General features: G+C 66.5%; 18 protein-coding genes. 2 read left to right on the plus strand and 16 right to left on the minus strand.

Annotation, left to right across the window (positions count from 1 at the left end; translation table 11 throughout):
• Positions 1 to 240, minus strand: a 240-nt coding sequence (locus tag E6K79_00655) for a hypothetical protein (protein ID TMQ67180.1), incomplete at its 3' end; no start/stop codon positions are given.
• Between the two features lie 134 nt (positions 241 to 374).
• Between E6K79_00655 and E6K79_00660 the strand changes: the two genes are divergently transcribed.
• Positions 375 to 2,147 (plus strand): tetratricopeptide repeat protein, encoded by a 1,773-nt coding sequence (locus tag E6K79_00660; GenBank protein ID TMQ67181.1) that lies wholly within the window; start codon positions 375 to 377, stop codon positions 2,145 to 2,147.
• Positions 2,144 to 3,592 carry a DUF814 domain-containing protein gene (locus E6K79_00665; GenBank protein TMQ67182.1) on the plus strand — a complete coding sequence of 483 codons (1,449 nt, stop codon included), beginning with the start codon at positions 2,144 to 2,146 and terminating at the stop codon, positions 3,590 to 3,592. Before E6K79_00660 ends, E6K79_00665 begins: the two co-directional genes overlap by 4 nt.
• A gap of 587 nt (positions 3,593 to 4,179) precedes the next feature.
• Here the strand turns inward: E6K79_00665 and E6K79_00670 are convergent.
• From E6K79_00670 to E6K79_00740, 15 genes are all read right to left on the minus strand, one after another.
• The gene (locus tag E6K79_00670; protein TMQ67183.1) at positions 4,180 to 6,645 is read right to left on the minus strand and encodes a tetratricopeptide repeat protein; all 2,466 of its coding nucleotides are present in this window, start codon (positions 6,643 to 6,645) and stop codon (positions 4,180 to 4,182) included.
• 42 nt (positions 6,646 to 6,687) lie between these two features.
• Positions 6,688 to 7,008, minus strand: coding sequence for a hypothetical protein (locus tag E6K79_00675; GenBank protein TMQ67184.1), 321 nt, complete (start codon positions 7,006 to 7,008; stop codon positions 6,688 to 6,690).
• Positions 7,009 to 7,168: 160 nt separating this feature from the next.
• The gene (selB, locus tag E6K79_00680; GenBank protein ID TMQ67185.1) at positions 7,169 to 9,091 is read right to left on the minus strand and encodes a selenocysteine-specific translation elongation factor; all 1,923 of its coding nucleotides are present in this window, start codon (positions 9,089 to 9,091) and stop codon (positions 7,169 to 7,171) included.
• Positions 9,092 to 9,108: 17 nt separating this feature from the next.
• A complete protein-coding gene (murA, locus tag E6K79_00685) occupies positions 9,109 to 10,365 on the minus strand; it encodes a UDP-N-acetylglucosamine 1-carboxyvinyltransferase (protein ID TMQ67197.1) in 1,257 nt (418 codons plus the stop codon).
• Positions 10,366 to 10,412: 47 nt separating this feature from the next.
• Entirely contained in the window at positions 10,413 to 11,327 is a 915-nt protein-coding gene (prmC, locus tag E6K79_00690; GenBank protein ID TMQ67186.1) for a peptide chain release factor N(5)-glutamine methyltransferase, read from the minus strand.
• A 2-nt stretch (positions 11,328 to 11,329) separates the two neighbouring features.
• A complete protein-coding gene (gene prfA, locus E6K79_00695) occupies positions 11,330 to 12,427 on the minus strand; it encodes a peptide chain release factor 1 (protein ID TMQ67187.1) in 1,098 nt (365 codons plus the stop codon).
• Between the two features lie 12 nt (positions 12,428 to 12,439).
• On the minus strand, positions 12,440 to 13,267 hold the full coding sequence (locus E6K79_00700; GenBank protein TMQ67188.1) for a DUF1385 domain-containing protein: 828 nt from the start codon (positions 13,265 to 13,267) through the stop codon (positions 12,440 to 12,442).
• Positions 13,268 to 13,354: 87 nt separating this feature from the next.
• Positions 13,355 to 13,588 (minus strand): 50S ribosomal protein L31, encoded by a 234-nt coding sequence (gene rpmE, locus E6K79_00705; protein TMQ67189.1) that lies wholly within the window; start codon positions 13,586 to 13,588, stop codon positions 13,355 to 13,357.
• A 25-nt stretch (positions 13,589 to 13,613) separates the two neighbouring features.
• The gene (rho, locus tag E6K79_00710) at positions 13,614 to 14,942 is read right to left on the minus strand and encodes a transcription termination factor Rho (protein ID TMQ67190.1); all 1,329 of its coding nucleotides are present in this window, start codon (positions 14,940 to 14,942) and stop codon (positions 13,614 to 13,616) included.
• Positions 14,943 to 15,281: 339 nt separating this feature from the next.
• A complete protein-coding gene (locus tag E6K79_00715) occupies positions 15,282 to 16,928 on the minus strand; it encodes a tetratricopeptide repeat protein (GenBank protein TMQ67191.1) in 1,647 nt (548 codons plus the stop codon).
• A 148-nt stretch (positions 16,929 to 17,076) separates the two neighbouring features.
• Complete coding sequence (priA, locus tag E6K79_00720) at positions 17,077 to 19,119, minus strand: primosomal protein N' (protein ID TMQ67192.1); 2,043 nt, start codon at positions 19,117 to 19,119, stop codon at positions 17,077 to 17,079.
• Between the two features lie 69 nt (positions 19,120 to 19,188).
• Entirely contained in the window at positions 19,189 to 19,590 is a 402-nt protein-coding gene (locus tag E6K79_00725) for a response regulator (protein TMQ67193.1), read from the minus strand.
• A gap of 45 nt (positions 19,591 to 19,635) precedes the next feature.
• A complete protein-coding gene (locus tag E6K79_00730) occupies positions 19,636 to 22,215 on the minus strand; it encodes a GAF domain-containing protein (protein ID TMQ67194.1) in 2,580 nt (859 codons plus the stop codon).
• A complete protein-coding gene (locus E6K79_00735) occupies positions 22,199 to 24,592 on the minus strand; it encodes a GAF domain-containing protein (GenBank protein TMQ67195.1) in 2,394 nt (797 codons plus the stop codon). Before E6K79_00735 ends, E6K79_00730 begins: the two co-directional genes overlap by 17 nt.
• A complete protein-coding gene (locus tag E6K79_00740; protein ID TMQ67196.1) occupies positions 24,589 to 25,611 on the minus strand; it encodes a response regulator in 1,023 nt (340 codons plus the stop codon). Before E6K79_00740 ends, E6K79_00735 begins: the two co-directional genes overlap by 4 nt.
• Between the last annotated feature and the right edge of the window lie 98 nt (positions 25,612 to 25,709).

Genomic DNA, 25,709 nt, shown 5'->3' on the forward strand with positions numbered 1-25,709 from the left:
CCGCTGAAGGCGGTCGGGGTCGCGCTCGAGATCCGCGGGAAGAAACTTGAGCGCGACCGGCTGGCCGATCTTGAGATCGTCGGCCCGGTAGACTTCTCCCATCCCGCCTTGACCCGCGAGCGCCACGATTCGATATCGATTCGCGAGCACGGCTCCCGGCAAGAAGCGCCCATGCTCGTGGGATGGCGCGCTCGAGGGTGTGGCTTCGGTGGGGCCTGCGTCGTCGCGATCAGGGGACATTGGATCTCCAACCCGTAGTCTGGGGCGAGGCCGAGCATAGAATGGCCGAAACGCCGCCCCGCGGCCAGTCCGGGTATCGCCCGCGGCCGAGAATGAGATTGACCGGCCTGTCAGGCGATCCCTAACGTCCGCGCATGTCTGCCCGTCAGGAAGCCAAGAAAGCGCAGGGAAGTCCGCCCCGGCGCGAGGCCCCGGCGAAGGTGCCCTTCTGGCTCGTGCTTCTGCTCGGGGGAGCCGTGTTGGCCGCGGCCCTCATCCCCAACTGGAAATCGCTCGGCTACGATTTCGTCTGGGACGACCCCTATGTGATCGGACCCCACCTGGACGTGAAGGGGTGGCCGGACGTCGCGAAGCTCTGGAACACGCCGTTCGACCTCCTCCTCAAGGACGAGGGCTTTCAGCGGACCTACTTCCGGCCGGCGACGCTCTTCAGCCTGGCCTTCGATCGCGCGACCTCGGGGGAAAACCCGCGAGGATTCCACGCGCAGAATCTGTTCTGGTACGCGGCCGCCTGCCTCTTTCTCTGGCTTCTGGCCTGGGAGATTTCGGGGCGACCGATAGCGGCGACGGCGGGAACCATTCTCTTCGCGCTCCACCCGACGCATCCCGAGAGCGTCTGCTTCATCTCGGGCCGCACCGACCTCATCGCGGGGGCATCTCTCTTCGCTTCTCTCTGGGCCGCGGCGCGGTTCGGACCGCGCATCCGCTCGCCGTGGCGGAAGCTGCTGCCTGCCGCGCTCCTTCTCCTCCCGGGCCTCTTCGCGAAGGAGGTCGCGCTCTTCGGCGCGCTGCTCCTCCCGCTCGCGCTATGGCTTCGGGATCCACAGATCCGCCTCGGCGCTCTCGCGCGGACGAGCGCGGCGGTCGCCGCGGCCGCGCTACTCTATCTGGGAATGCGCGCGGCAGCGCTGGGACCGACGCCGCTCCCCACGCTCAGCCCGGTCCAGGGGGCGGTGCCCCAACTCTTGACCAGCGTGGCCGCGGTCGCGCGGTATGTCGTGCTCCTCATCGCTCCGGTGACGCTTACGGCGCGGCACGAGATCGTCGAGACGCATGCACCCGACGCCGTCTTTCTTGCGGGGTTGCTCGCCCTCATTGCGATCGGGGCGGGCGCGTGGATCCTGGCGCGCAGGAGATCGATGTGGCTCCTCCCGCTGGCTATCTTCGCGGCCACGCTCCTCCCGGTGTGCTGGGTGCGCATCCTATCGGGGGCGATCGTAGCGGAGCGTTTCCTCTTCGTTCCGAGCGCGGCGATCGCGCTCGCGGTCGCCCTCGCGCCCCGGAGAGGCGACGCGGGGCCCTTCTTCCTGCTTGCCTCGGCGGCCGCGGCCTTATGGCTCTTCACGCTGCTCCAGCCCCGCGTCGCGATCTGGAAAGATGAGGGAACGCTCTTCGGCTCCATGCTCCGGGAATCGCCGAACTCGCCGCATGTCCACGGGATCATCGGCGGCTACTACTACAGGCGCCGGGACCTCGAGCGCGCCGCCTACCACTACCGCCGGTCCTACGAGCTCTACCCGAGATCGGGTGAGATGCTCTTGAACCTGGTCGCGGCGGAGGACGAGCTGGGCCGAACCGACTCCGCATTCGTTCACGTCCGGAAGCTGAACGCGCTCTATCCGGAATACGGGGCGGGCTGGTACGCCCTTGGAAACATCTACGCGCGTGTGTATCAACCCGATTCCGCTCGGATCGCCTACGAGCAGGCGATCCGGCTCATGCCCGGATTCGCGCAGGCGGAGAACAATCTGGGCGCGGTGCTCGAGCAGTTGGGTCGCTTTAATGAGGCGCTCGCGCACTACCGCCGCGCGGAGCAGATCCTTCCGGGATATCCCGATGCCGCGCGGAACCGGAGCCGCCTGACCGCAACCCTCCAGGCGAAATCCGACAGCGCGGCCCGCCGATGAGCGGCATCGCCGCCTCACTCGCGGGGCTTCGGGTGAGCGGAGTGGTCGGGCTCTCGCCTCGATCCCTCGCGATCGCGCTCGGAACGAAGCCCCGCTCCTATCTCTGGATGCATCTCGAGCGAAAGCAGGCCGACTACGCGCTCGCGCGCGAGCTTCCGATTTCTCCGGATCCGCGTGGGTCGCGCTACGGCGGCCTCGAGGAGGGACTGCGCGGCCTCGTCATCGTTAAGGCGGAGGTCGGGCCCGACGTTTCGCTTGGGCTCGCGCTGGGACCGGAGGACGGAGCGGGCGCGACCCACGTGCTCGCGCTCACGGTGAGCGGGTCCCGGAGCAATCTCGTTCTCCGCGCGCTGCCGGAGGGCCCCGTGCTCTGGGCGTTCCATCGCGCCGGCGAAGGGGGACCGGAGGAAGAAACGCCGCAGACCGCCCCGCCGGCATCGTTCCATCGGCCCCTTGCCCGCGCGGCCGAGACGCCGGAGGAGCGGGAGGAGCTCCGCGCCTCGATCGAGCGCGCGTTTTTCGAGGACTTCGAGCGGGATCTCGAGCGCGAGCTAAACGCCGCGGAGCGATCGCTCACGCGGCGTCTAGACGCGCAAGGGGAGGACCTGGAGCGGACGCGCGCACAAATGGCCGCGCGTCGCTGGGGGGAGATACTCGTGTCGCACTACGGCGAAATTCCAAGGGGGGCGAGCCGCGTCCGTCTCCCCGACGCGTTCGCGGACTCGCCTGGAGCTACCGTAGAGATCCCTCTCGATCCGGCGCTCACTCCCCACGATAACGCGGCGCGTCTCTTCCAAAAGGCGAAGAAGGGCGAGCGTGGCGAGAAGGTTGTCCAAAAGCGCCTCGCTCAAACCCGGAAGAGCCTAGCGGGGCTCGCTGGGTTGCGCCGCGATATCGAAACCCGCCCGCCGAAGGAAGCGCTCCGGCTCCTCGACGATTTCCTCCGCGAGGCGGGGCTACGTTTGAAGGCGCGGGGCGACACGCGAAAGATCCATCTGGGTCGACGGACCGCCGGTGCGCCCCGCCCAGGACGTCCCGGGCGCCGATCTCCAGGGGCGCGCGAGTCGATCAGGCCAAGGACGTTCCACACTAGCGACGGGTGGGAGGTTTGGGTCGGCCGAAACAACGCCGACAACGACCTCATCACCCACCGATTATCGAACCCCCACGACCTATGGTTCCACGTCGTGGGGGTGCCGGGCTCCCACGTCATTCTTCGCCGCCCATCCCGGCACGCGACACCCAAGCCGCGCACGCTCGAGGAGGCGGCCGCGATCGCCGCCTACTACAGCAAGGCGAAGAAGCTCTCGCGGGTCCCGGTAATTTTCACAGAGCGAAAGTTCGTCTCGAAGCCGCGCCGCGGCAAACCCGGACAGGCAATTTGTTCGCGAGAGCGGGAGCTTCTCGTCCGGCCCGGAATACCCGAGACGGACGCCGGCAACTAGAGAGCAAACGCGAGGTGTTTAGCTAAGGTGCGGTATCGATTCGCGGCGGGGGGGACCCGTGCTGCAATCGTGCCTACTTACTAATTAGGGGTCGCGGACAGTTGGGGCACCCACGGAGAGTCAGTCTAGGAGCCTTTATGTCCAAACGGACTCGAGAGGAGGAAGGTTTAGCCCTGGCCTTGGCATCTCCCGAGTGCTTCCATCGTCCGCGGCCCTGATTTCGGTCGTTTTGCTTCTCGAAAGCCACCCCGTTTCCGGCGGGCTGACGCAGAGCCTAAAGAGCATCGGACGTGCCCCGATTGGCTGGAGCGAGCCAGTAATTCAGACTTCGCTCAATCGATTGTGGTTGAGTCGGTTGCGGGTGAGTGTGGAGTACTCTTGAACCGCTCTGGCTGGGGTCTGCTGCCAGCAATGGGACATGAATGTCACATCTTGACAGCCGGATTTCCAGTTAAGTTGATGCAGGGTTAGAGACTTGCAGCGATGTCACGCTCCCCCATCTCCGGGACATCGATGTCACACCAGTTCAGGGAGGCGGGCAGCGGCAGTGGTTGAAGCGGGGGTACAGCGGGCTGGGGCGCTAAGGGCTAGTAGATCTGCTTCAGCAGCCGAATCAGGTGCCGCCGCGTGATGCCCAGCTCGAGGGCGGCGCGGCTGCGATTCCCGGCGTTCCGCGACAGCGCGGCCAAGATCTCCTCGCGCTTGAGGAGGTCCACCTTTCCACGGAGGCCGCGAATCGGATGGGCGTCGGCGGCGGGAGTGCCGCCGGGGTATAGAAGCCGGATCAACGTGGCGCGGTCGACCAGCTCCTGGCGCGCGGCGCAGAGGAAGACCGACTCGACCTTGTGCTTCAGCTCCCGGACATTCCCCATCCAAGGAAGCGAAACCCAGTACTCGAGGGCGTCCTCGGCGAGGACGACCTGACGTCCCTCGCGCGCCGACAGCTCATCGAGGAAATTCCGGATGAGGAGCGGGATGTCCTCGCGGCGCTCGCGAAGCGGCGGGAGCGCGAGGAGAACCTGGCCGAGGCGGTAGTAGAGATCCGCTCGGAACCACCCTGCCTTCACCGCCGCGTCCAGATCCTTGTTCGTCGCGGAGATGATCCGGACGTTCAGACGCCTGGAGCGGACCTCGCCCAGGCGCCGATAGGTTCCGTCGTCGAGTACCTGAAGCAACTTCACCTGCGTGCGCTCGCTCAGCTCGCCGATCTCGTTCAGGAATATCGTCCCGCCGTCGGCCTCCTCGAAGATCCCCCGCTTCGTGACAGCGGCGCCCGTGAAGGCGCCGCGCACATAGCCGAAGAGCTCGCTCTCGACGAGATCGCCGGGAAGGCTGGTGCAGTTGACCTCGACGAACGGCCGGCCGCGCTCGACCTCGAAGGACCGGAACATGTAGGCGAAGAGGTTCTTCCCGGTCCCCGTCTCTCCCTGGATCAGCACGCGCGCCGGGGTCGTGACGAGCTCGGACGCCTTCCGCACCAGCTCCAGCGTCCTCGGGTTCTGGCTGATGACCCCGTGAGCGCGGGCGATGTCCTGCGACTGCGATGAGGAGGCGGTGGTCGTGCGTTGCCCCCGCGGCGCCGTGATCCAGGACGGCGCGTTCAGATCGCGAAGCGCCACCTCGCAGGTCCGCATGGAGTCCTCCATGCCGAGCTGCTCGAAGAGGTACATGGCCTTGAACGCGAGGTTCTGGGCCTCGCGCGCCCGCTCGGGCTCGCCGTTGGCGGGCATCCGCCGCGCCTGCTCCAGATAGGCCCGGGCCAGCTCGAAACGCTCGTGGATCGACTCCAATATCCGCATCGAATCGCGGGCTTGCTCGTTCGCGTAGGTCAGCTTCCCTTCCAGCGTGTGGATCAACGCGAGCACGCGCCGCGTGGCGCCCTCCTCGAGCTGATCCTTGAGCCGAAGCGCGCGGGCGAGCGCGTCATCCGCCGCCTTCAAGGCGAGCGGAAGGTCGCCTCGTGCAGCGAAAGCCTCGGCGCGCCGGCGCTGGAGCTCGTGCACCATGTCCCCTTCGGGAGCGATCAGACGTGCCATCTCGAGCGCCTCGCCGTAGAGCTCCAGCGCGTCGTCGATGCGCTTCATCTCGAATTGAAGCTCCCCGCGGCTGAAGAGGCAGAGAATCTGCTCGCGCGACGATCCGAGACGGGACGTGATCTGGGACGCGGCGGTCAGATGCGCTTCGGCCGTCGCGAAGTCGTGCCGGAAGGTGGCGATCGTCGCGAGACCGATCCGCATGCGCGCCACGCCCGATTCGCGGCCGATCTGGACATAGGAGTTCAGGGCGCGGTCGAAGTGCTCCGCCGCCTCGTCCCACGAGCCGGCCTTCAAATGGACGATGCCGATGTTCGCGCAGGAGACGGAGATGAAGGCGAAATTCCCGAGGCGCGTCGAGATCTCCATCGAGCGCAGCAGGTGCCACGTCGCCTGGCGCCAGTCCGAGAGATGGCGGTAGAGCACGCCGAGGTTGTTGTGGGCACGAATCACGCCCTCTTCGTCGTTCAGATCCCATCGGAAGAGATGCAGGGCCGCTTCGTAGAATTCCTTCGCCTTGTCCAGATCGCCGAGACGGAAATGAATCCGGCCGAAGCAATTGTAGGCGTGCGCGAGCGGCGCCATGAGGTTGTGATCTTTGAAGTAGGCGTGCGCGCGCTCGCAGCAGCCGAGCGCCTCCTCGTACTGGGAGAGCTCGATCAGCGCGCGACCGCTCTGGAGCTGAAGGCGCGCCAGAAGCTCGGGGCTGGTATCCGTGAGGGCGCGGCCCCGTGCCCGGGCCAGATGCTTGAGGGCTCCGGGAGCGTCCCCTCGCTCGATCAAAACCTGGGCCGCTTTCAGCTCGAGCGCGGCGATCCGGGACGGATCGAGCCCGAGGCGTTCCGCGGAGCGAATGCACTCCTCGAGATTCTGCAGCGCCGGCAGGTAGCTGTCGGCTCGGACGAATATCTCGGCGAGATCTTCGAGGGATTGGAGATGTCGTTCGGGGTCTTGCGCGAGGCGCGCGGTCGATACCGCTTCCTCACGCTCCCGAATCAGGTCAGTCGTAGTCTTGTCCACGTGTCGTCTTCCGAGAGTTCTCCGGGGCCCGTGGGCCGACGGTCAGAAACGCAACACGGACGCCAGGTAGATTCTCCACACAACCACGAACTGCGCGAACCGGGTGCGGAGCGTGACCACCTGCGTGTGCGGGCTGGCCACCGAGGTCACTCTGGCTTGGGCGGACGTCTCGAGACTCGGTGGAACGAATATACTGGCCGGATTCTTTGGCTTCAGCGTCTCATCGGGAGAACCCGCCCAAGCGGGCGTCGTCGAGAGCCAGCTGCCTGTCTGGTGGGGGAACCAGGTGCCGGGGATTGCGGTCAGCGTGAGGAGAACGAAGAGCGCGAGCGCGAGCTTGGAGAATCGGGAGAGGAGGCCCATGTCCGCACCACCTTCTTTTGGTTTTGACGCTGACTGAGGCTGCACGTTCCTGCGGCCCCGTGCCGAGCCGGCCCTGAGGGTGGCCGACCATCCCTCTAACACTAACATCATACTCCTATGGGGATCGGAAATCAATGGGAATGGGTGGGACATGAAAGTCTCACCCCGTTTCGACGCTCTTTGACGGGCCAGATCGTGGCCCGGGGGAGCGGACGTCCCCTTCCCGCCGGGTCAGGCCGGTCCGGTCGAGCTGCTCGAGGATCGGGACAGCGTACTTGCGCGACACCTGTAAGAGCTCCTTGAACTCCGACATCGTAAGCGCCGGCCTGCGCGCGAAATGGGTCCTGACGCGGTCCTCGATCTCGGCCCAGAGATGGGTTGGGTAGAGAAGCTCGGAGGTCACCTTGACAGCCCGCCCCGCCTCGAGGATGTGCCGAACGACCTCGCCCGGCTTGATCCCCGGGGGAAGATCCTTGAGCACTTGGGAAAGCTCCGGCACCTGAAAACCCGAGGAGCCGAGCTTCCGCTCCACCCGCTCGAGAGCCCGCGCTTCCTCCGGGGTCAGCGAGGGGGCTGCCTGCGGGAGGCTCACCCGGTCGCCGGAAGCTTGAAGCTTCCCTTCGCGGAGCACGATTTCGAGCGCCTCATCGAAGACGGTCCCGTCGAGCTCTCCCTGGAGCTGGCTCTTGAGCTCGCCCTTCGGGATTCCGTGGCGGAGTTTGTGCTCGGCGCCGTAGTCGCGGACCGCGCCGACGACGCGGTCAAGAGCCCGGTTCCACTCACGAAGCGTGAGGTGGCGCCCGTCCCGCGCGCGAACGATATCGTTCGCCTGGGCCGCGGCCGCGACGACATCTTCCGGGGTTACCCCAAGTCGGAGCGCTGCCGCCTCGGCGCGGAGACCCTTCAGCCCGGACTCTCCGACCAGAAGCAGGAGCCGCTCGACCAAGGTCCCTGATGCGAGGGCTTCGAGGCGCGCCTTGCCCGCGGCATCGAGGCGGGAGCGACGCGCGGGACTCGAATCGACGACGGTCGCTCCGGCGATCGTGATCGAAGGAGAGTAGGAGCGAAGGACCAGGCGGTCGCCCGGGATCGCCACGACAGCCCCCTCCAGGCGAAGCTGAGCGAACGCGGTCGCGCCGGGCGCGAGCGAATCCGACTCGTACAGGACGACGCGGGCGAGGGTCTCGCTCGCGCCGAGGTGTACCCGCACGCGAGCCCGATTCCGAAGCGGCGACTCGGCCGCTCCGATCTGATTCAGGCGTACGTCCAGCATCGTGGTCGTTCGGAAGCGGCCAGGAGTCACGAGCCACTCCCCGCGCGCTACCTCGTCCCTCGCGACGCCGTGAATCGCGACGGCGGTCCGGTTCCCCGCGAGCGCGGCATCGACAGGCTGATCGTGCACTTCGACCTGCCGCGCCCGGACCGAGCGCTCAGAGGGAAGAAGCACGAGGGCGTCCCCCGGCCGGATCGTGCCGCTCCAGAGCGTCCCGGTCACAACGGTGCCGATCCCCTCGATGGAGAAGACCCGGTCGACGGGGAGGCGCGCCGCGCCGTGCGCCTCGCGGCCCTCGACCCCCGACGCGGCGCGCTCGAGAGCTTCGAGAAGCGCCGGAATCCCGCTGCCGGTCGTCGAAGAAACCGGAATGACCGGCGACCCGCTGAGGGCGGTGCCCTGGAGGAGCGTCCGGACCTCGGTGGTGGCCGATCGGATCCGCTCCGCTGAAGCCAGATCCGACTTGGTGAGCGCGACCACGCCGCGCGTCACGCGCAGGAGGTCGACGATGGCGAGGTGCTCGCGGGTCTGCGGCTTCACGCCCTCGTCCGCGGCGACGACGAGGAGGACGACGTCGACGCCGGTCGCGCCGGCGAGCATGTTCTTCACGAATCGCTCGTGCCCGGGAACGTCGACGATCGCGATCCGGCGGCCGGAAGGGAGCGCGAGATGCGCGAAGCCGAGATCGATCGAGATCCCGCGCTCCTTTTCTTCCTTCAGCCGATCGGTATCGATTCCGGTGAGTCGGTGGACAAGCGCGGTCTTACCGTGATCGATGTGCCCCGCGGTGCCGACCACGACGGGGCGCATGGGGTGGATCGGGGACGTCAGCCCGTGACGCGGCGGACTGTCGCCCCGAGCGTCTTCAGCTTCTCCTCCAGCCGCTCGTAGCCGCGGTCGAGGTGATAGACGCGCGAGACGCGGGTTTCCCCGCCCGCGACAAGGCCGGCCAGGATGAGCGCCGCGGAGGCGCGGAGATCGGTCGCCATGACCGGCGCGCCGCTCAGGCCTTCGACCCCGCGGACGTGGGCCGTGTTCCCCTCCACACGGATGTCGGCGCCGAGACGCTGGAGCTCGGCCACGTGCGTGAAGCGATCGAGGTAGATCGTGTCGACGATCGTGCTCGAGCCGTTTCCGACGGAGAGGAGAGCCATGAACTGCGCCTGCATGTCGGTTGGAAATCCGGGATAGGGCTGCGTCGTCACCGAGAGCGGCTCGGGCCGCTCGGGCGCGCGCAGGCGGACGGAACGGTCGGAGACTTCCACGGAGGCGCCGCCCGCTTCGAACTTGGAGATCACGGCGCCCAGGTGCGCCGGATCGACGGACGTCGTCTCGACGTCCCCTCCCGTGATCGCCGCGGCGGCGAGGATCGTCCCCGCCTCAATCCGGTCGGCGATCATCTCCGCGTCCGCGGGATGAAGCTCCGGTACGCCGTTCACGACCACGCGGGGGCTTCCGATCCCTTCGATCTGGGCTCCCATCGCACTGAGGAACGCGCCCAGCGCCGCGATCTCGGGCTCGCACGCCGCGTTCTCGATCACGGTCTTGCCGGCGGCGGTCACGGCCGCCATTAGTATATTTCCGGTCGCGCCCACGCTCGAGACGTCGAATGCCATCGTATTCCCACGGAGCCCGCCGGATTTCGCGACGATGTAGCCGTGGTCGATCTCGATCTCCGCGCCCAGCTGCTCCATGCCGCGGATGTGCAGGTCGACCGGACGCGGGCCCCAGGCGCAGCCGCCGGGAAGCGAGACGCGTGCCTCGCCGTATCGCGCGAGGAGCGGTCCGAGCACGTAGATCGACGCGCGCATGGTCTTCACCAGCTCGTACGGCGCCTCTGCGTTGGCCGCGTTCCGCGAGTCGACCGTGATCTCGTGGGGCGCGATACGCCGGCTCACGATTCCGAATCGGGAGAGCATCTCGAGCATCGTCGAGATGTCCTTGAGGTCCGGCACGTTGGTGAAGCGATAGAGGCCAGGGGCGAGAAGGGTCGCCGCCAGGATCGGCAACGTCGCGTTCTTCGATCCTCCTACCGCGACCGAGCCGTGAAGCCGCCTGCCTCCTTGAACCCAGATTTCGTCCATGCCCGTCGTCGTCGTCTCGGTGGAAGTCTCGCGCTCCGGTCTCGTCTTCATGATCTTTGGCCTCGCATCGTCCCGATTACGATCCGCGGCAATCCGGCCCGGTCGGGCAGGACCCGCGCGTCCTGGATGGAGGCCCTGTAGAGCCCCAGGACACTATCGGCCTGCTCGGCCCCGATCTCGAGCGCGAGGAAACCGCCGGGGGCGAGCCATATCGCAAGTCCCTGCGCCAGGTGGCGGAGAGCATCAAGACCGTCCTCGCCGCCGTCAAGCGCTTCCGGCGGATCGTGGTCGCGGACCTCGGGCATCAATTCGGGAATGTCACGGCGGCGGACATACGGTGGGTTGGAAACGACCACGTCGAAGGGCGTGCCGGGGACACGTGGCGGCGCGGGGCTCGAAAAGTCGGCGCGCAGCGCTTGAATCCGGTCTTGGACCCCGTTTCGGGCCGCGTTCCGGAGGGCTAGGTCGAGCGCGGGCCCGGAACGGTCGGCCGCGACCGCCGTCCAGCCGGGGAGCGCTTTCAATAGTGCGATCGCGATGGCGCCGGTCCCGGTTCCCCAGTCGAGCAACGAACCACGCTCAGGCAGCCGCGCCGCGAGCACCGCTTCCACGAGAACCTCGGTCTCCGGGCGAGGGAGAAACACGCCCGGCTCGACCGTGAGGGATGCGTCGTGGAACGGCACCTCGCCGAGAATCAGCTGGAGCGGCTCGCGGCCCTCTCTCCGGACCGCGAACGCCTCGAGCGCCGCCTCTTCCTCGGCGCGAAGCGGCGCGCTGGGCTCCGACCAGTAGGCCCCGCGGCCGATCCCGAGCGCGTGCAGGAGCAGCCACTCGGCCTCCGCCTCGGGTGACGCGACGCCCGCCTGGGTCAGGCGTTCGCGAAGCGCGTCGAGCGCCTGGGCCCGCGTGGGAGGGGCGGCCGCGGGCGTGGAACCATCCCCGAGCGTAACTCCGGCGCGCATCGTTATGCGCTCCCGCCGGAGGTCGCGGCCGAGCCCGAAGCGGCGAGGCGCTCCGCCTGCTCCGCGTTGAAGAGGCCGTTGATCAGCTCGTCCAGATCGCCCTCGAGCACGTGCGTCAGGCGATAGAGCGTGAGGCCGATCCGATGGTCCGTGACCCGACCCTGCGGGTAGTTGTAAGTGCGGATCTTCGCGCTCCGATCCCCCGTCGAAACCATCGATTTCCGGGTCGCCGCCATCTTCCGTTCCCGCTCCTGGATCTCCATGTCGAGGAGGCGCGAGCGCAGCACCTTGAGCGCCTTCGCTTTGTTCTTGAGCTGGGAGCGCTCGTCCTGGCACTGGACCACGATCCCGGTCGGGAGGTGCCGAATCCGGACCGCGGAATCCGCGGTGTTGACGCTCTGCCCTCCCGGTCCGGAGGAGCGGAAGACGTCGATCTGAATCTCCGAGGGATTGATCTGGACGTCGACCTCCTCTGCCTCGGGAAGGACCGCCACCGTGATCGCGGACGTGTGGATCCGTCCGCTCGCCTCCGTCTCGGGAACGCGCTGGACGCGGTGGACACCGCTCTCGTACTTGAAGCGGCTGTAGGCGCCCTGGCCGTTGATCGCGACGATGGCCTCCTTCACGCCTCCGATCCCGCTCGCGCTGCTCGAGCTCAGGACCTCGGCCCCCCAATGGTGGCGCTCGGCGTACTTCATGTACATGCGGAGGATCTCCGAGGCAAAGAGCGCCGCCTCATCGCCGCCCGTTCCCGCGCGGATCTCCAAGATCACGCTCTTCTGGTCCAAGGGATCGGCCGGGAGGAGGAGCCGCGGAAGCTCCGTCTCGAGGCCCGCGCGCGTTTTCTCCAGCTCCTCGATCTCGGCCTTCGCCATGGCCACGAGCTCGGGGTCCTTCTCGTTTCGGACCATCGCCGTGTCCTCGGCGATTCGGCGCAGCACGTCGTCGTAGCGGCGCGCCGCCGTGACGAGGGCTTCGAGCGAGCTCCGCTCCTTGCTCACGCGCTTGAGCTCCGCCGGCACGCTCACCACGGCGGGATCGGAGAGCTGGGAGGTGAGCTCGTCAAAGCGGGCTTTCGCCTTCTCGAGGGCTTCACGCATGGAGGAGACCGGTTAGAGGACGGCGCGGAGCGCCGCGATCGCGACTTCCAGCATGTCGCGCGAGGGCTCGCGGGTCGTCAAACGCTGGAGCTGCAGTCCGGGCTCGCTGAGCCACCGGACGAGCGGCCGTTCGTAATGAGCGCCCGCGAAACGGATGATCTCGAAGGAGATTCCCGCGATGAGCGGGATGAGCGCGAAGCGGAGCAGCCGTGCCCCGATCGTATCGGGGCGGCCGAGAAACGCGAAGACGATGAAGCTGACGATCACGACCAGAAAGAGAAAGCTGGTCCCGCATCGCGGGTGGAACCGGCTCATCGAGCCCGCCGCGTCGGGCGTCAATTCCTGCCCCGACTCGAGATTGTGGATCGTCTTGTGCTCCGCGCCGTGGTACTGGAACACGCGCCGCATCTCCCCCCACAGCCCGATCGCGAGGATGTAGGCGAGGAAGAATACGAGGCGGATCCCGCCGTCGATGAGATTGTAGGTGAGCGGATGCCGCACGCCCGTCAGGTCCGCCAGCTTGAGCGGCAGATAAAAGAAGATGAGGAAGGCGGCCACGAACGAGAAGAGCACGGTGAAGCTCATGCCCAGGCCGAGGGTGCCGAATCGTCGCTCGGTCTTGGGCTTTTCCTTGTCGACGTCCACCGCCACCTCCGCCGAGAAGGCCAGCGCCTCGACCCCGATCCGGAGCGACTCCACGAGCACCACGGCGCCGCGGAGAATGGGAAGGCTCAGGATCGGAAAGCGCCGCGAGAGGGAGACGTACTCCCGCGATTTCACCTGGATGGAGCCGTCGGGAAGCCGCACGGCGGTGGCCACCCGCTTCGGGGAGCGCATCATGACGCCCTCGATGACGGCCTGGCCCCCGATGGGGGCGTATCGGTCGGACACGTTCTGGGAGCGGGTGTGCGGGAGGAGTGGCCGGCGTTAGGCGGGAGGTGCTTCGGCCGGCGCCTGCTCCTTCATCCCGTACTTCCGGCGGAACCGCTCGATCCGGCCGGCCGTGTCGACCAGCTTCTGCTTCCCGGTGAAGAACGGGTGGCAGTTCGAGCAGATTTCCACGTGCAGCGCTTCCTGGACCGTGGCGCGGGTTTCAATGACGTTCCCGCAGGCACAGATGATCTTGGTGTTGTAGTAGCCGGGGTGAATGCCCTTCTTCATCGCGTATCTCCGTCTCCGATTGGGATTACGTGTTCATCATCGATAGGAACTTCTTGTTCGTCTTCGTCTGGCTCATCTTCCCTATTAGAAACTCCATGGCCTCCAAGGGATTCAGCTCATTCAGGAACTTGCGGAGGATCCAGACCTTATTCAGCTCCTCGCCCGTCATGAGCAGCTCTTCCTTGCGGGTGCCCGAGCGGTTGATGTCGATCGCCGGGAAGACCCGCTTGTCCGCGAGCTTGCGGTCGAGCACCACTTCCATGTTTCCGGTGCCCTTGAACTCCTCGAAGATGACGTCGTCCATGCGGCTCCCCGTCTCGATCAGCGCCGTCGCCACGATCGTGAGGCTGCCGCCGTTCTCGATGTTGCGCGCCGCGCCGAAGAACCGCTTCGGCTTCTGAAGTGCGTTCGCGTCGACGCCGCCCGAGAGGATCTTGCCCGAGTGCGGCACGACCGTGTTGTGGGCGCGCGCCAAGCGCGTGATCGAATCGAGCAGGATCACCACGTCGCGGTTGTGCTCCACGAGACGCTTCGCCTTCTCGATCACCATGTCCGCGACCTGGACGTGGCGCTCGGCCGGCTCGTCGAATGTCGAGGAGACGACCTCGCCCTTGACCGAGCGCTCCATGTCCGTGACCTCTTCGGGGCGCTCGTCGATCAGGAGGACAATCAGCATCACCTCGGGGTGATTCTCGGTGATGGCATTCGCGATCTTCTGGAGCAGAACCGTTTTTCCGGCGCGCGGCGGCGAAACGATGAGTCCGCGCTGCCCCTTTCCGATCGGCGTCAGGAGATCCATGATCCGCGTCGGCATGTCATCGCCGCGGAACTCGAGCCGGAGCTTCTCTTGTGGATATAGAGGCGTGAGGTTGTCGAAGAGGATCTTGTCCTTCGCGACCTCGGGGCTCTCGAAATTGACGGCCTCGACCCGAAGGAGGGCGAAGTAGCGCTCGCCGTCCTTGGGGGGGCGGACCTGACCGGAGACCGTGTCGCCGGTGCGAAGGTCGAATCGCTTGATCTGCGAGGGTGAGACATAAATGTCGTCCGGACCTGGCAGGTAGTTGTAGTCGGGCGATCGGAGGAAGCCATACCCCTCCGAGAGGATCTCGAGGACCCCCTCCGCGAAGATCAGCCCGTTCTTCTCGGTCTGTCCTTCGAGGATCTTGAAAATCAGCTCCTGCTTTCGCAGGCCGCTCGTGCCTTGGATTCCGAGCGAGTGGGCCAGCTCCATCAACTCCGCAATGGTGCGGCTCTTGAGCTGGATGATGTCGAGGCCCTTGGGGGATGCCTGCGGACCGTTTGTCGTGGCCGGCGCCGGGGCCGGCGGTGGCGTTTCTGTCTGTTGCTGCTCCATTTCGCTTTGAGACTCCTCGATGGTGGATGGTGGCGTCAGCGCCTCAGCGCCGCGACGTCGCACTTGGGTTGGTGGGCGGGACATGGGTTACTACCGAGAAAGCGGCCCTCAAGATTTGGGGGATTTCCGTGCTAGAGAAGGATTGAGTCCAGGTGTGCCTGACTCGGGATCGCAGGTCTCGCGATCCGAAACGGGGGTGCTGGCGACGGGCGTTTTTTCGATCCGCCCTCGAGCCCCCAGGTCGGTGCTCGTCCTACAATCTATCGAATCACGGCTGTCCCTGTCAAGGTGAAATCTATTTCCGATCGCCCAGCGTCCGAGGTCCGCTCGGCGCTTGCGCTACATCTTCAGGGGCGGGAACGTTGACTGCGAGAAGACCTGGCCCTCCAGGAAGGTGATCGACTTCCCTTTCGACCAGTAGAACCAGCTCTCTAGCATCTTATCGCCGTCGGAGAAGGTCCGTACCTCGTCGGGGTAACCGTTTACGTCCTTCGTCTTCGTAAGCTGGTGCCCCTTCGGAGCCCTATTATCGGCCGAATCTACCCAAATCTTGAGCTGAGATCCAAGCCGCGGCTTCCCGGAGTCCAGTGCCTTGTAGACGGTGTATTCCGCGACGGATTCGTCCTGCTTCTTCAGCTTGTTGAGCGCGAGAAACAGAAACTGGTGCGCGTCCTTGTCCTTGGGATCGAGCTCGAGGACCTTGCGCATCGCCGCGACCGAGCCCTCGTAGTCGGGAGGCGTGTTCTGGTATTTCGCCTGCCCGTCCAGCGAGGCGAGCTCCTTGCTCTTCGGGAACATCGCGATGCCCTTGTCGAGGATCGTAACCGCCTTCGAGTAGTGGTCCAGCGTCATCTGGATCACCGCGGCGTTATAGAGCGAGTTCTCCTTGGCCGACATGCCGGCCGAGTCCGTGGGCGCCACATCCACGACCTGCATATAGGTGGTCGCGGCGTTGTCGAGCAGGGAGTCGCGGGCCGCGCTCTTTTCCATCGGCTGCGCCGCGAGCTGGTACGACTCGGCGATCCGCGAGAGATAAATGACCGTGCCCGCGCTGTCGTAGGCCATGGCGGCCCGGTACGCGGGGATGGCGTCCGCGTATTTCTTGCCGGCGAAGAGCCTGTTGCCGCGGCCCAACGCGGCGACGCGGAGGTTCTGCTTCAGGTGCGCGTCGTCGGGTTTGAGCTGCAGCCCCATCTGGGCCGCGTGGATGGCGTCGTCCGTTCGACCGAGCACGTCGTAAATGTAGCTGAGGTTCTTATAGATGTCCGGCGAGGTCGGATCGATCAGCAGTGAGAGCTCGAAATCGTAGGCGGCTTCCATCAGGACCGACGCGCCGGAGTAGGCAGGATAAGCGGTCGTGTCGGTCACCGCGGTCTTGGCATCGGCCGGGGCCTTGAATGGCTTGTACGGAATCTGAAGCGGCTCAGTGCTCCCGGGGCTGAAGTGGAATGCGAGGCCCTGGTCCGGGTAATACCAGATCTCGTGCTCCTTCCCTCCCTCGGTGAACCGGGCGAAGTCCTTCGGCTCCCCGCGCTCCTTTTCCAGGGCGGCTTGCGGGGTGCCCGCGTCGGTCGTGCGCTCGTCCTTCTGCTCGATCTGGCCCGCCCGGGTGAGGGCGGCGACGCCGGGATTGAAGAGCTCCGCGATCACCGACTTGCGATTCGCCGCAATTTCATCCTGGCGCTTCTGGTCCTTCTTCTTGGCGGCCGCATTGATGCCAAGCTCGAATACCGCACCGGCTGAAGCGAACTGACGCTGCCGCGAGCGGGCGAACGCCAGGAGCGAATAGACCTGGGGGTTGTCAGGGTCTTCCTTACGAGCACACTCAAGCTGCCAGCAGGCCTTGTCGTACACCTTCTGCTGGACGTACACCTTTCCGCTCGTGAAGCAGACCCCGGCATCGGCGGCGTGCGCGGCCAGGAGAACACTCAGGGCAACCGCGGCCGCGCCCAAGACCCGCGCGCGGAATGTAGCTTCGATCTTCATTTACTTCCTCCCTATTCCCTAGAACCCGCCGAGGCCGTGGGGCGTTCCACCGAACGACCCGATTGAATAGCCGGGACCAGGGCATGTCAAGACCCTCCCAAGGCGACAGACCTTTGGGGGCTCCATTAACCCACTGCGTAATATAGTGTTATAAGAGCTGCCTGGGATCTACGTCGATGGCGATTCGGATGCCGGGTAGGCGCAGACCGCGCGTCGCCGGAAGCCCTCGGTTCAGAAGGTCCCGCATCGCCTTGCGCGACGTGCTGCGCAGCAGGAGATGCCACCTCTCCATCCCTTTGATGCGGGAAAGCGCCTTCGGAGCCGGTCCCAAAATCGAAACCTCGGTTCCCGAGGCCGCCCGCGCGAGCACGCGCTTGATCTCGTCCACGCCGGCGATGACCCGCTCCTTCGACTTCCCGCTCACCTCCACCTCGACCAGGTGTCCGAAGGGAGGGTATTCCAGCTCGCGCCGCTCGGCCGCCTCGAGAGCGAAGAACGCCGCGTAGTCCTGAGCGGCGGCGCACCGGAGGGCGGGATGATCGGGGTCGTACGATTGCATGATGACCTCGCCCGGACTCTCCCCGCGCCCCGCGCGACCGGCCACTTGCGTGAGGATCTGGAACGTCCGCTCCGCTGCCCGGAAGTCGGGGAGGTTAAGCTGGAGATCGGCGACGATGATTCCAACAAGCGTGACGCCCGGGAAATGGAACCCCTTGGTGACCATCTGCGTGCCCAGGAGAAAGTCGGTCCGGCCGTCGCGGAACCCTCCGAGGATCGCCGCGGCCGCGCCGCGGCGCTTGACGGTGTCGAAATCGAGTCGCGCGATGCGCGCTTCGGGGAACATCCGCGCCACCTCCCGCTCGATCTTTTGAATTCCCACGCCGCCGAACCAGAGGTCGGTGGCGCCGCACCCCCGGCAGGCCGGGGTGAGCTTCCGCTGCGCGCCGCAATAGTGGCAGCGGAGGGTCGAGTCCTCCGAGTGGACCGTGAGGGAAACGTCGCACCGCTCGCACCGCGCCACGTCGCCGCACCCGCGGCACTGGAGATAGGTCGAGTGGCCGCGGCGATTGAGAAAGAGAATTCCCTGCTCGCGCCGCTCGAGCGTCCGGGCCATCGCGTCCGTGAGGATCGGGGTCAAATATCGGGAGACGGGGAGGGGCGATCCGCCCCCGGCAGCCCCGCGGAAATCGGGCGCGGCGCGGCTCCTCAGATCCGCCACGCGCACGGTCGCGAGCGGCCTGCCGTCGACGCGGTGCGGCAAGGAGAGAAGCGTGTACGTCCCCCGCTTGGCCCGCGCATAGCTCTCCAAGCTCGGCGTGGCCGAGGAGAGAACGACCGTCGCGCCGAGGCGCTGGGCGCGGACGAGCGCGACGTCGCGCGCGTGGTACCGCGGGGAATCCTCCTGCTTGTAGGCCCCGTCCTGCTCCTCATCCACGACGAGCAGCCGGAGGTCGCGGAACGGCAGGAGCACGGCCGAGCGCGTCCCGACCACGAGATCCAGCTCCCCCGCGGCGACGGCCCGCCACACCTCGGCCCGCTCCCTCGGACGGAGGGTCGAGTGGTAGAGCGCGACCCTCTCGAGCCCGCTCCTGCGAAACGCGTCGAGCGCCTGGGGAGAGAGGGCGATCTCGGGGACGAGGATGAGCGCCTGACCGCCGCGGCGGACGACTTCGAGCGCGGCGTGGAGGTAGACCGCCGTCTTGCCGCTGCCGGTCACGCCGTAGAGGAGAAACGGGTGGAACGCCGGGTCGCGTAAGGCGGTTTCCAGGGCCTCGAGCGCGGCGCGCTGATCCGGATTGAGCGCCTCCCGCCCGGGAGGCTCCGCGGCGCGCCATCCCTCTTCCTCGATTTCCGCGCTGCGCATCGCGCGCTGGGTCAGCCCGGTGGGCGACGGAGCGGCGGCGTGGAGGACCTCACCGAGCGTGGTGGCGTAGTAATCCGCGATCCACCGGCAGAGCCCGAGCAGCTCCTCGGTCAGAACGAGGCGCGGCTCGGGGATCCCCGCGATCGGGCGCACGCGGAAGGAGGGCCGCTTGGGCTCGAGGTCGAGCACGGTGCCGAGGACGCGGCGTGGCCCCACGGGCACGAGCACGCGGAGGCCAGCCTGGAACACCTCTTCGTCCGGCAGCTCGTAGACGAGGGTCTCCTGATCGGGCAGCGGAATGGGAACGGCGACTCGGACCAGGCGCATCGTGGGGGGCATGGTAGCACCCGGCGCCGCGGCGCTGCGGACTGACGCGGGGGGCGGCAAGGGCGAAGCTTACGAGGAGGGGGTCTGACGCTCCGTGACGGTCTGGCCGAGCAGCTGATTGATCCGCTCGACGAGCTTCCGCGGGCTGAACGGCTTCGTGATGTAGTCGTCGGCGCCCACGTCGAAGCCCAGCTTCTGATCCACATTCCGCCCCTTGGCGGAGAGGAGAATAACCGGGATGTGCCGGGTCTCGGGGCTCGACTTGATGGCCTTGCAGACTTCGTATCCGTCGAGCTTCGGCATCATGATGTCGAGCACGATCAGGTCGGGCTTCTCGGTCTTGAGCTTCTCCAACGCCTGCTCGCCGTCCAGCGCCGTGATCACCTCGTAGCCCTCCATGCCCAGACTGAAGTCCAGGATGTGGACAATGTAGATCTCATCGTCGACCACGAGGATTCTTCCCTTCGACATCCGAGTCACCTCCCCAATTGCGTCATCAAGGGTTGTATCGGCCGCTCATGCTGCTTCTGGAGTACGAATGAAGTTGGTAACACTAGGAATGGCAAAGAGTTGTACGAAAACCTCCACGACCTTCGGATCGAACTGCGAGCCCGCGCACCGTTTGAGCTCTCGCATCGCCTCCTCGTGGCTCATCGCATGGCGGTACGGCCGCCCCACGGTCATCGACTCGTACGCGTCCACGACCGAGATGATCCGCGCGCCCATCGGGATCTGCTCCCCGACGAGACCGCGCGGGTAGCCGCGTCCGTCCATACGCTCGTGGTGCGCCATGATGATGTCGGCCACCTGCTCCTGGAACTCGATCGGTTTTACGATCTCCACCGTGAGGGCCGGGTGCTGGGTCACCTTGGTCCAGGCATCGGGCTCCAGGTTGCCCGGCTCGTCGACCCCCGCCGGCGCGATGCTCGCCATGCCGACGTCGTGGATGCTGGCGACGTAGGCGAGGATGCTCAGCTCATCCTCCACGAGGCCAAGCCGCCGCCCGAGCGCGACCGCGCGGTGCGCCATGGAGCCGGAGCTGAGCTTGAGCCGGCTCCGCCGCGCGTTGTCGATGATCGCGGAGAGGGCCTTGGTGGTTTTCTCCACCTTGCCTGCGCTCTCGTCGTGCTCCGACGCGTGTTGCCAGGCCCGGGCCACGCGCGCCGAGAGGGAGGTCAGAAGGGTCTGATCATCCTCGGTGAACGGCGTGCAGGAAATCTTGTTGTTGATGTTGATCACCCCGACGACCCGCCCGTCGATCTTCACCGGGACGGAAAGCAGCGACTTGGTCTCGTACTGGTGGCCGTTGCGGCGGCCGAACCGCGGATCCTCCTCCACGTCCGTCACGAGGAGGGGCGCTCCGTGCTTCGCCACCCAGCCGGCGATGGAGTCGCCCATCTTGATCCGTGTTCCGCTGACGACCTCCTCGCGGAGACCGCGCGCCGCCTTGATGTAGAGCTCCTCGTGCTCCTCGTCGACCAGCATCAGGGAGGCGATCCGCGCGTTCATCACCTCCGCGATCATCTCCACGGTGAGGCGGGTGAGGTGATCGGAGACCGAACGGCCGGGCGCCCACGACGCGTGCGTAATGACCCCGGCGTCGACCGCCGTCAGCGGGAGGACGATCGCGAAGCGCGAGCCGCGACCGGGCTCGCTCTCGGCTTCGATCTCCCCGCCGTGCCACTCCACGATGCTCTTCGCCACCGAAAGGCCGAGCCCCACGCCAGGGTACTCGCGGGAGAGGGAGCCGTCAGCCTGGTAGAACTTGTCGAAGATCTTCGCGATCTCTTCCGGGGCGATGCCGATTCCGGTGTCCTCGACAACGATCTTTGCCATCCGCGCCTCGGAGAGCGCGCGGAACGTGACCCGCCCGCCGGCCCTGGTGAATTTGACCGCGTTGTTGCCCAGATGGACGAGGACGCGGCGCAGAAGGTCCCGATCCGCCTCCGCGATCAGCTCCGGCGAGCCGGGCTCGGAATGGAGCGAGATTCCCTTCGAATCGGCCATGGGACGGAGGGCACCGGTGACCTCGCCGATGAGATCGACGAGATTCAGAGGCTCGCGGTGCATCCGCAGGCGGCCCGACTCGAGCTGGGAGAGCTCGAGGATCGACTCGATCAGCTGCTTCAGCTTGGTGCTCTCCTCATCGATGACGCCGAGAAAGTCCCGCTGCATTTTGGTATTGGCGGTCCCCACGTTTTCCAGAAGAGGCTCGACGTAGGCGCGGATCTTGGTGAGCGGAGTGAGGAGCTCGTGGGAGACGATCGACATGAAGGAGGACTTCAGCCGGTTCAGCTCCTCGGCCCGCTCCGTCGCCGACTCGAGCTGGCGCATGCTCGCGCCGAGGCGCTCGTAGAGGCTCGCGTTCTGGAGCGCGACGACGGCGTGGGCGGCGAGGATCTCGATCGTCTCGACCACATCGCGGGTGGGGATTCGACGGTCGACGGGGTCGTCCACCGAGAGGTACCCGAGGGGCGATCCGTCCTTCGTATAGAGGGGGACGAAGAGCACGTCGTCCTGGTGCCACTCCCCCTCCTTGCGCTCGCCCAGATCCGGCGTGTAGCCCGACGCGTCGTCCTTCGACCAGAACTTCGCCTTGTGGCTGATGAAGTAGCTGCGGCTGATGCGGAACTCGTCGCGCAGCCAGCTCTCGAACTCCTCCCGAGGGACGTCGTACTGCTCCAGCTTCTCGATCGCGTCGCGGCTAAGCCCGGCAAAAGCCCTCGCGTCGAACGCGCCCGTCCGATCGTCCAGGACGCGGAGGAGGACGATCCGGAAGCCGACGGCATCGGAGACCGCGTGGACGATCTCGTGAAGGACCTTGTCGAGGGCGAGGTCCGAGTTGATCGAGGTGGCGATCTCGAGAACCTTCTTCAGCCGGGCCGCCTGCTTGCGGCTCGTCATGAGCTGGTTCCGATAGAGGCGCCCCATCTCGTCGGTCGCTTGGGTGAGCTGCTCGTTCCGCTGGAAGACGACGTCGTGGGTGGCGCGGAGCGCGCGCACCTCATGGCTGAGCGTGCGCCTATGGCGTGCTTGCTCCGCCATCAGGAGGGCGGACGCCGCCAGGGCCCAGGTCAGCTCAACGGACAGCGTCACGATTCAGCTCCGATTCGCTCGGGCGCGGGGGCGCGCCATTCGATTCCTCGCGGGATCTCAGGATCCGGACGAACTCTTCGACGACGCGCGGATCGAACTGGGTCCCCGCACAGCGGCGTATCTCCGCGACGGCATCCTCCTCCGAGAAGGGCTCCCGGTACGGCCGGCCCGCCGTCATCGATTCGTAGGCATCGAGAACCGCGAGGATCCGCGCCAAGAGCGGAATCTCCTCTCCCTTGAGCCCCCGCGGATAGCCGTGCCCGTCGAAGTGCTCGTGGTGGCTCAGGATGGTCGCGTTCACCCTCGAGGCGATCTCGATCGGCTTGAGGAGCTGGACGCCCGCCTGGGGGTGCCCCTCGACGCGCCGGCGCTCCGCCTCCGTCCACCGGCGGTCGCTCAGCAGAAGGTCATCAGCGACGGAGAGCATCCCGACGTCGTGAATCTTCGCGACGTAGCCCAGGATCTCGACGTCCTCGAGCTGGAGCTTGAGGCCGCGACCCAGGTCGGCGGCCAGCTTGAATCCGCGGCGCGAGCCGGGAAGGAGGTGGCTCCGGCGCGCCCGCACGATGGCCCGCACGGTCGTGAGCATGGCCGGGATGTCGCCCGATTCGCCCGCCGCCCGGACCCGCTCGACGGCCTGTCCGATGCGGCGCGCGATCGCCACGAGCAGGTTGAGGTCGTCGGCGTCGAAGGGGATGCCGGTCGTCTTGTTGTTCACGTTCACGACCCCGACCGTCTCTCCTCCGATCTTCAGCGGCACGCAGAGGAGCGACTTGGTCTCGTATTGGGGGTGATTCATCTTCCGGAAGCGGCGGTCGTTCTCGATGTCGGTCACGCAGAGATTTTCCGAGGTCTGAGCGACCCAGCCCGCGATCGAGTCGCCCATCTTGACCCGCGTCCGCGCGACCATGTCCGCGTCGAGTCCGTACGCCGCCTGGATGAGGAGCTCGGTGCCCGCCTCGTTGCAGAACATGAGCGAGACGATCCGTGCGTCCATCACCTCGGCGACCATCTCCACGCAGCTCTGGAGGAGCGCCTGAAGCTCGGGACGCTCGAAGAACGGTCCCAGCGATCGCATGAGGTCTCGGAAGCCGTGCTGGCGGAGCGGCAGGTCCATGACGAACCGGCTGCCCTGTCCCACCACGCTCTCGACGCGGATGGTGCCGCCGTGGAGCTCGACCACGCTCTTCACGATCGCGAGGCCCAATCCCGTGCCGGCCACGCGCTCGGCGCCGCCGTCCTCGACCCGGTAGAACCGCTCGAACACCCGCGAGAGCTTGTCGGGCGCGATCCCCATGCCGTGGTCCTCGACCGCGATGGCCATCCGCTCGCCGTTCCGTCCGGCCCGAACCACGACGTCGGTGCTCGGTCGCGAAAATTTGGCGGCGTTCGCGATCAGGTTCACCAGCACCTGCTTCAAGAGGTCGGGATCGGCTTCTATGGCGTGCAGATCGCGCTCCAGCGCCGGAACCAGGTGGAGGCGCTTGTGTGCGAGCTCGGGTGCCACCGTCGGCGTGACCTCCTCGATCAGACGGGCGAGATCGAGAGACTCGACCTTGAGCCGGCGGCGCCCGGATTCCATGCGGCTCAGATCGAGCACATCGTTCACGATGCGCGAGAGCCGGTCGCACTCCTCGTTCACGATTCCCAGGAATTTCTCCTGCATCGTGAAGGTGGGGCGCCCCAGGTTGTCGAGCATGGTCTCGGTGTAGGCCTTGATCGCGGTCAGGGGCGTTCGGAGCTCGTGCGAGACGACCGAGATGAGATCCGACTTCGCCTCCTCCGTCCGGCGGAGGGCCACGGCGGCTTCCTCGAGCTTCCGCCGCTTCGTCTCCAGGTCGCCGTGGGTGCGGATCCTGTCGACCGCGAGGCCGATCTGGTCCGCGAGGAAGAGGAGCAGCCGGCGGCGGCGGTCATTGACGGATACCTTGCGGCGGTAGCCGACCACCGCCACGCCCAGGAGCGACGTGCCGATGACGACGGGAACGCCGATCATGGTTTCGGGGCTCCCCCCGCGCCAGGAGAGATCGTCGCCGCCCGCCAGCCGAATGCCGGTGGGATCCTCGACGATGAGGGTTTCGCGCCGCACGATCCGTCCGAGGAAGCTCGCCGGCGTCGGCACGATGCGCGTGTGGCCCGTCGCTCCGACGTGTCCATGCTCGAAATGGTCCCCCTCCAGCTCTCCGGTTTCATAGTCCAGGAGGAGGAGCACGAACTGATCGGCTCGGGCGAGGTCGAGCACGCTTTCGGCAAGGGAGTTGACGAGACCGTTCGTGTCGAAGGCGGACTGGACGGCGAAGCTCAGGCTCCCGAGGCTCGCGACGAGCCGAAGGGGCGCTCTTCGCTCTGGCCCAAGCTTGGGATTGGGCTGCGTCACAGACCCTCCGCGTCCGTCCCCTCGCGCACGGGCTGGACCAGCGTCCCGTCGGAGCGACGGTCGGGCATCACGCAGCTGCCGCGCTTCGCCTTGCCGATCTTCTTCAGCTCCTTCGCCACGTCGGCGACCTGGGCGCTGTGCTGGATCTCGCGCGCGACGTTCGTCACGATGAGGATCGTGATGGAGAGGATCTCGAAGTTCTGGACGCCACCCTGCCGGCTCGAGTGCACCGTGATGTGCCCGCGGGCGATGTCTTCCGGGTTGTAGTACTCGCGGATCTTCTCGTCGAACTCCTTCATGATCGCCTCGGCGATCGGAGTCGAAAGCTCCGGTGTCGTGATGATCACGAAATCATCCCCGCCGATGTGGCCGACGAAGTCCTTCTCCCCGCCGTGGCGCTTGATCACCTCGTGCAGCAGGGACGCCGTGAACCGAATGAGCGCGTCTCCCCGCGCGTAGCCGTAGTAGTCGTTGTAGGCCTTGAAGAAGTCGAGATCGAGGTGGAGGAACGCGAATTTCTCGCCCGCCGCGATTCGCTGCGTCAGCTCCGTCTCGATGAGGACGTTTCCGGGGAGCCCCGTCAGCGCGTTGGATTGCAGCTGCGCGCGGCGGGTCTTGAGCTGGTTGCGCACGCGGAAGAGAAGCTCCCGCGTCTCCCACGGTTTGGTGAGGTAATCGTCGGCGAAGACCTCGAGCCCGTGGAGCCGGTCCTCGAGCGTCGATTTCGCGGTCAGGAAGATGATCGGGATCCGGCTCGTGAGCGGGTCCGCCTTGAGCCTTTGGCAGACATCGAAGCCATTTAGGCCCGGCATCATGACGTCGAGAAGGATCAAATCCGGAGGGTCGCGCCGGATCTCCTCGAGCCCACGAATCCCGTCCTCCGCCGTGCGCACGTCGTACTTGGCGTCCTTCGCGTCTTCGAGCTGCTTCTTCAAGATGATGCGCAGCCGAGGCTCATCCTCGATGACGAGGATGCGGCCGGAATCCGGCGTCGACGCTGGAATCATGGGCATGCTCACGCGTTACCCTCGCTTGGGGATGGCGCCCTCCACGCCGTGGCCGGGCGTGGAAGTTGGCTCCGCTGTTACGATTAATCGACATGGCTGGATGCGTTCTT

It is taken from the genome of Candidatus Eisenbacteria bacterium (genome assembly GCA_005893305.1).
Classification (GTDB): Bacteria; Eisenbacteria; RBG-16-71-46; order SZUA-252; family SZUA-252; genus WS-9.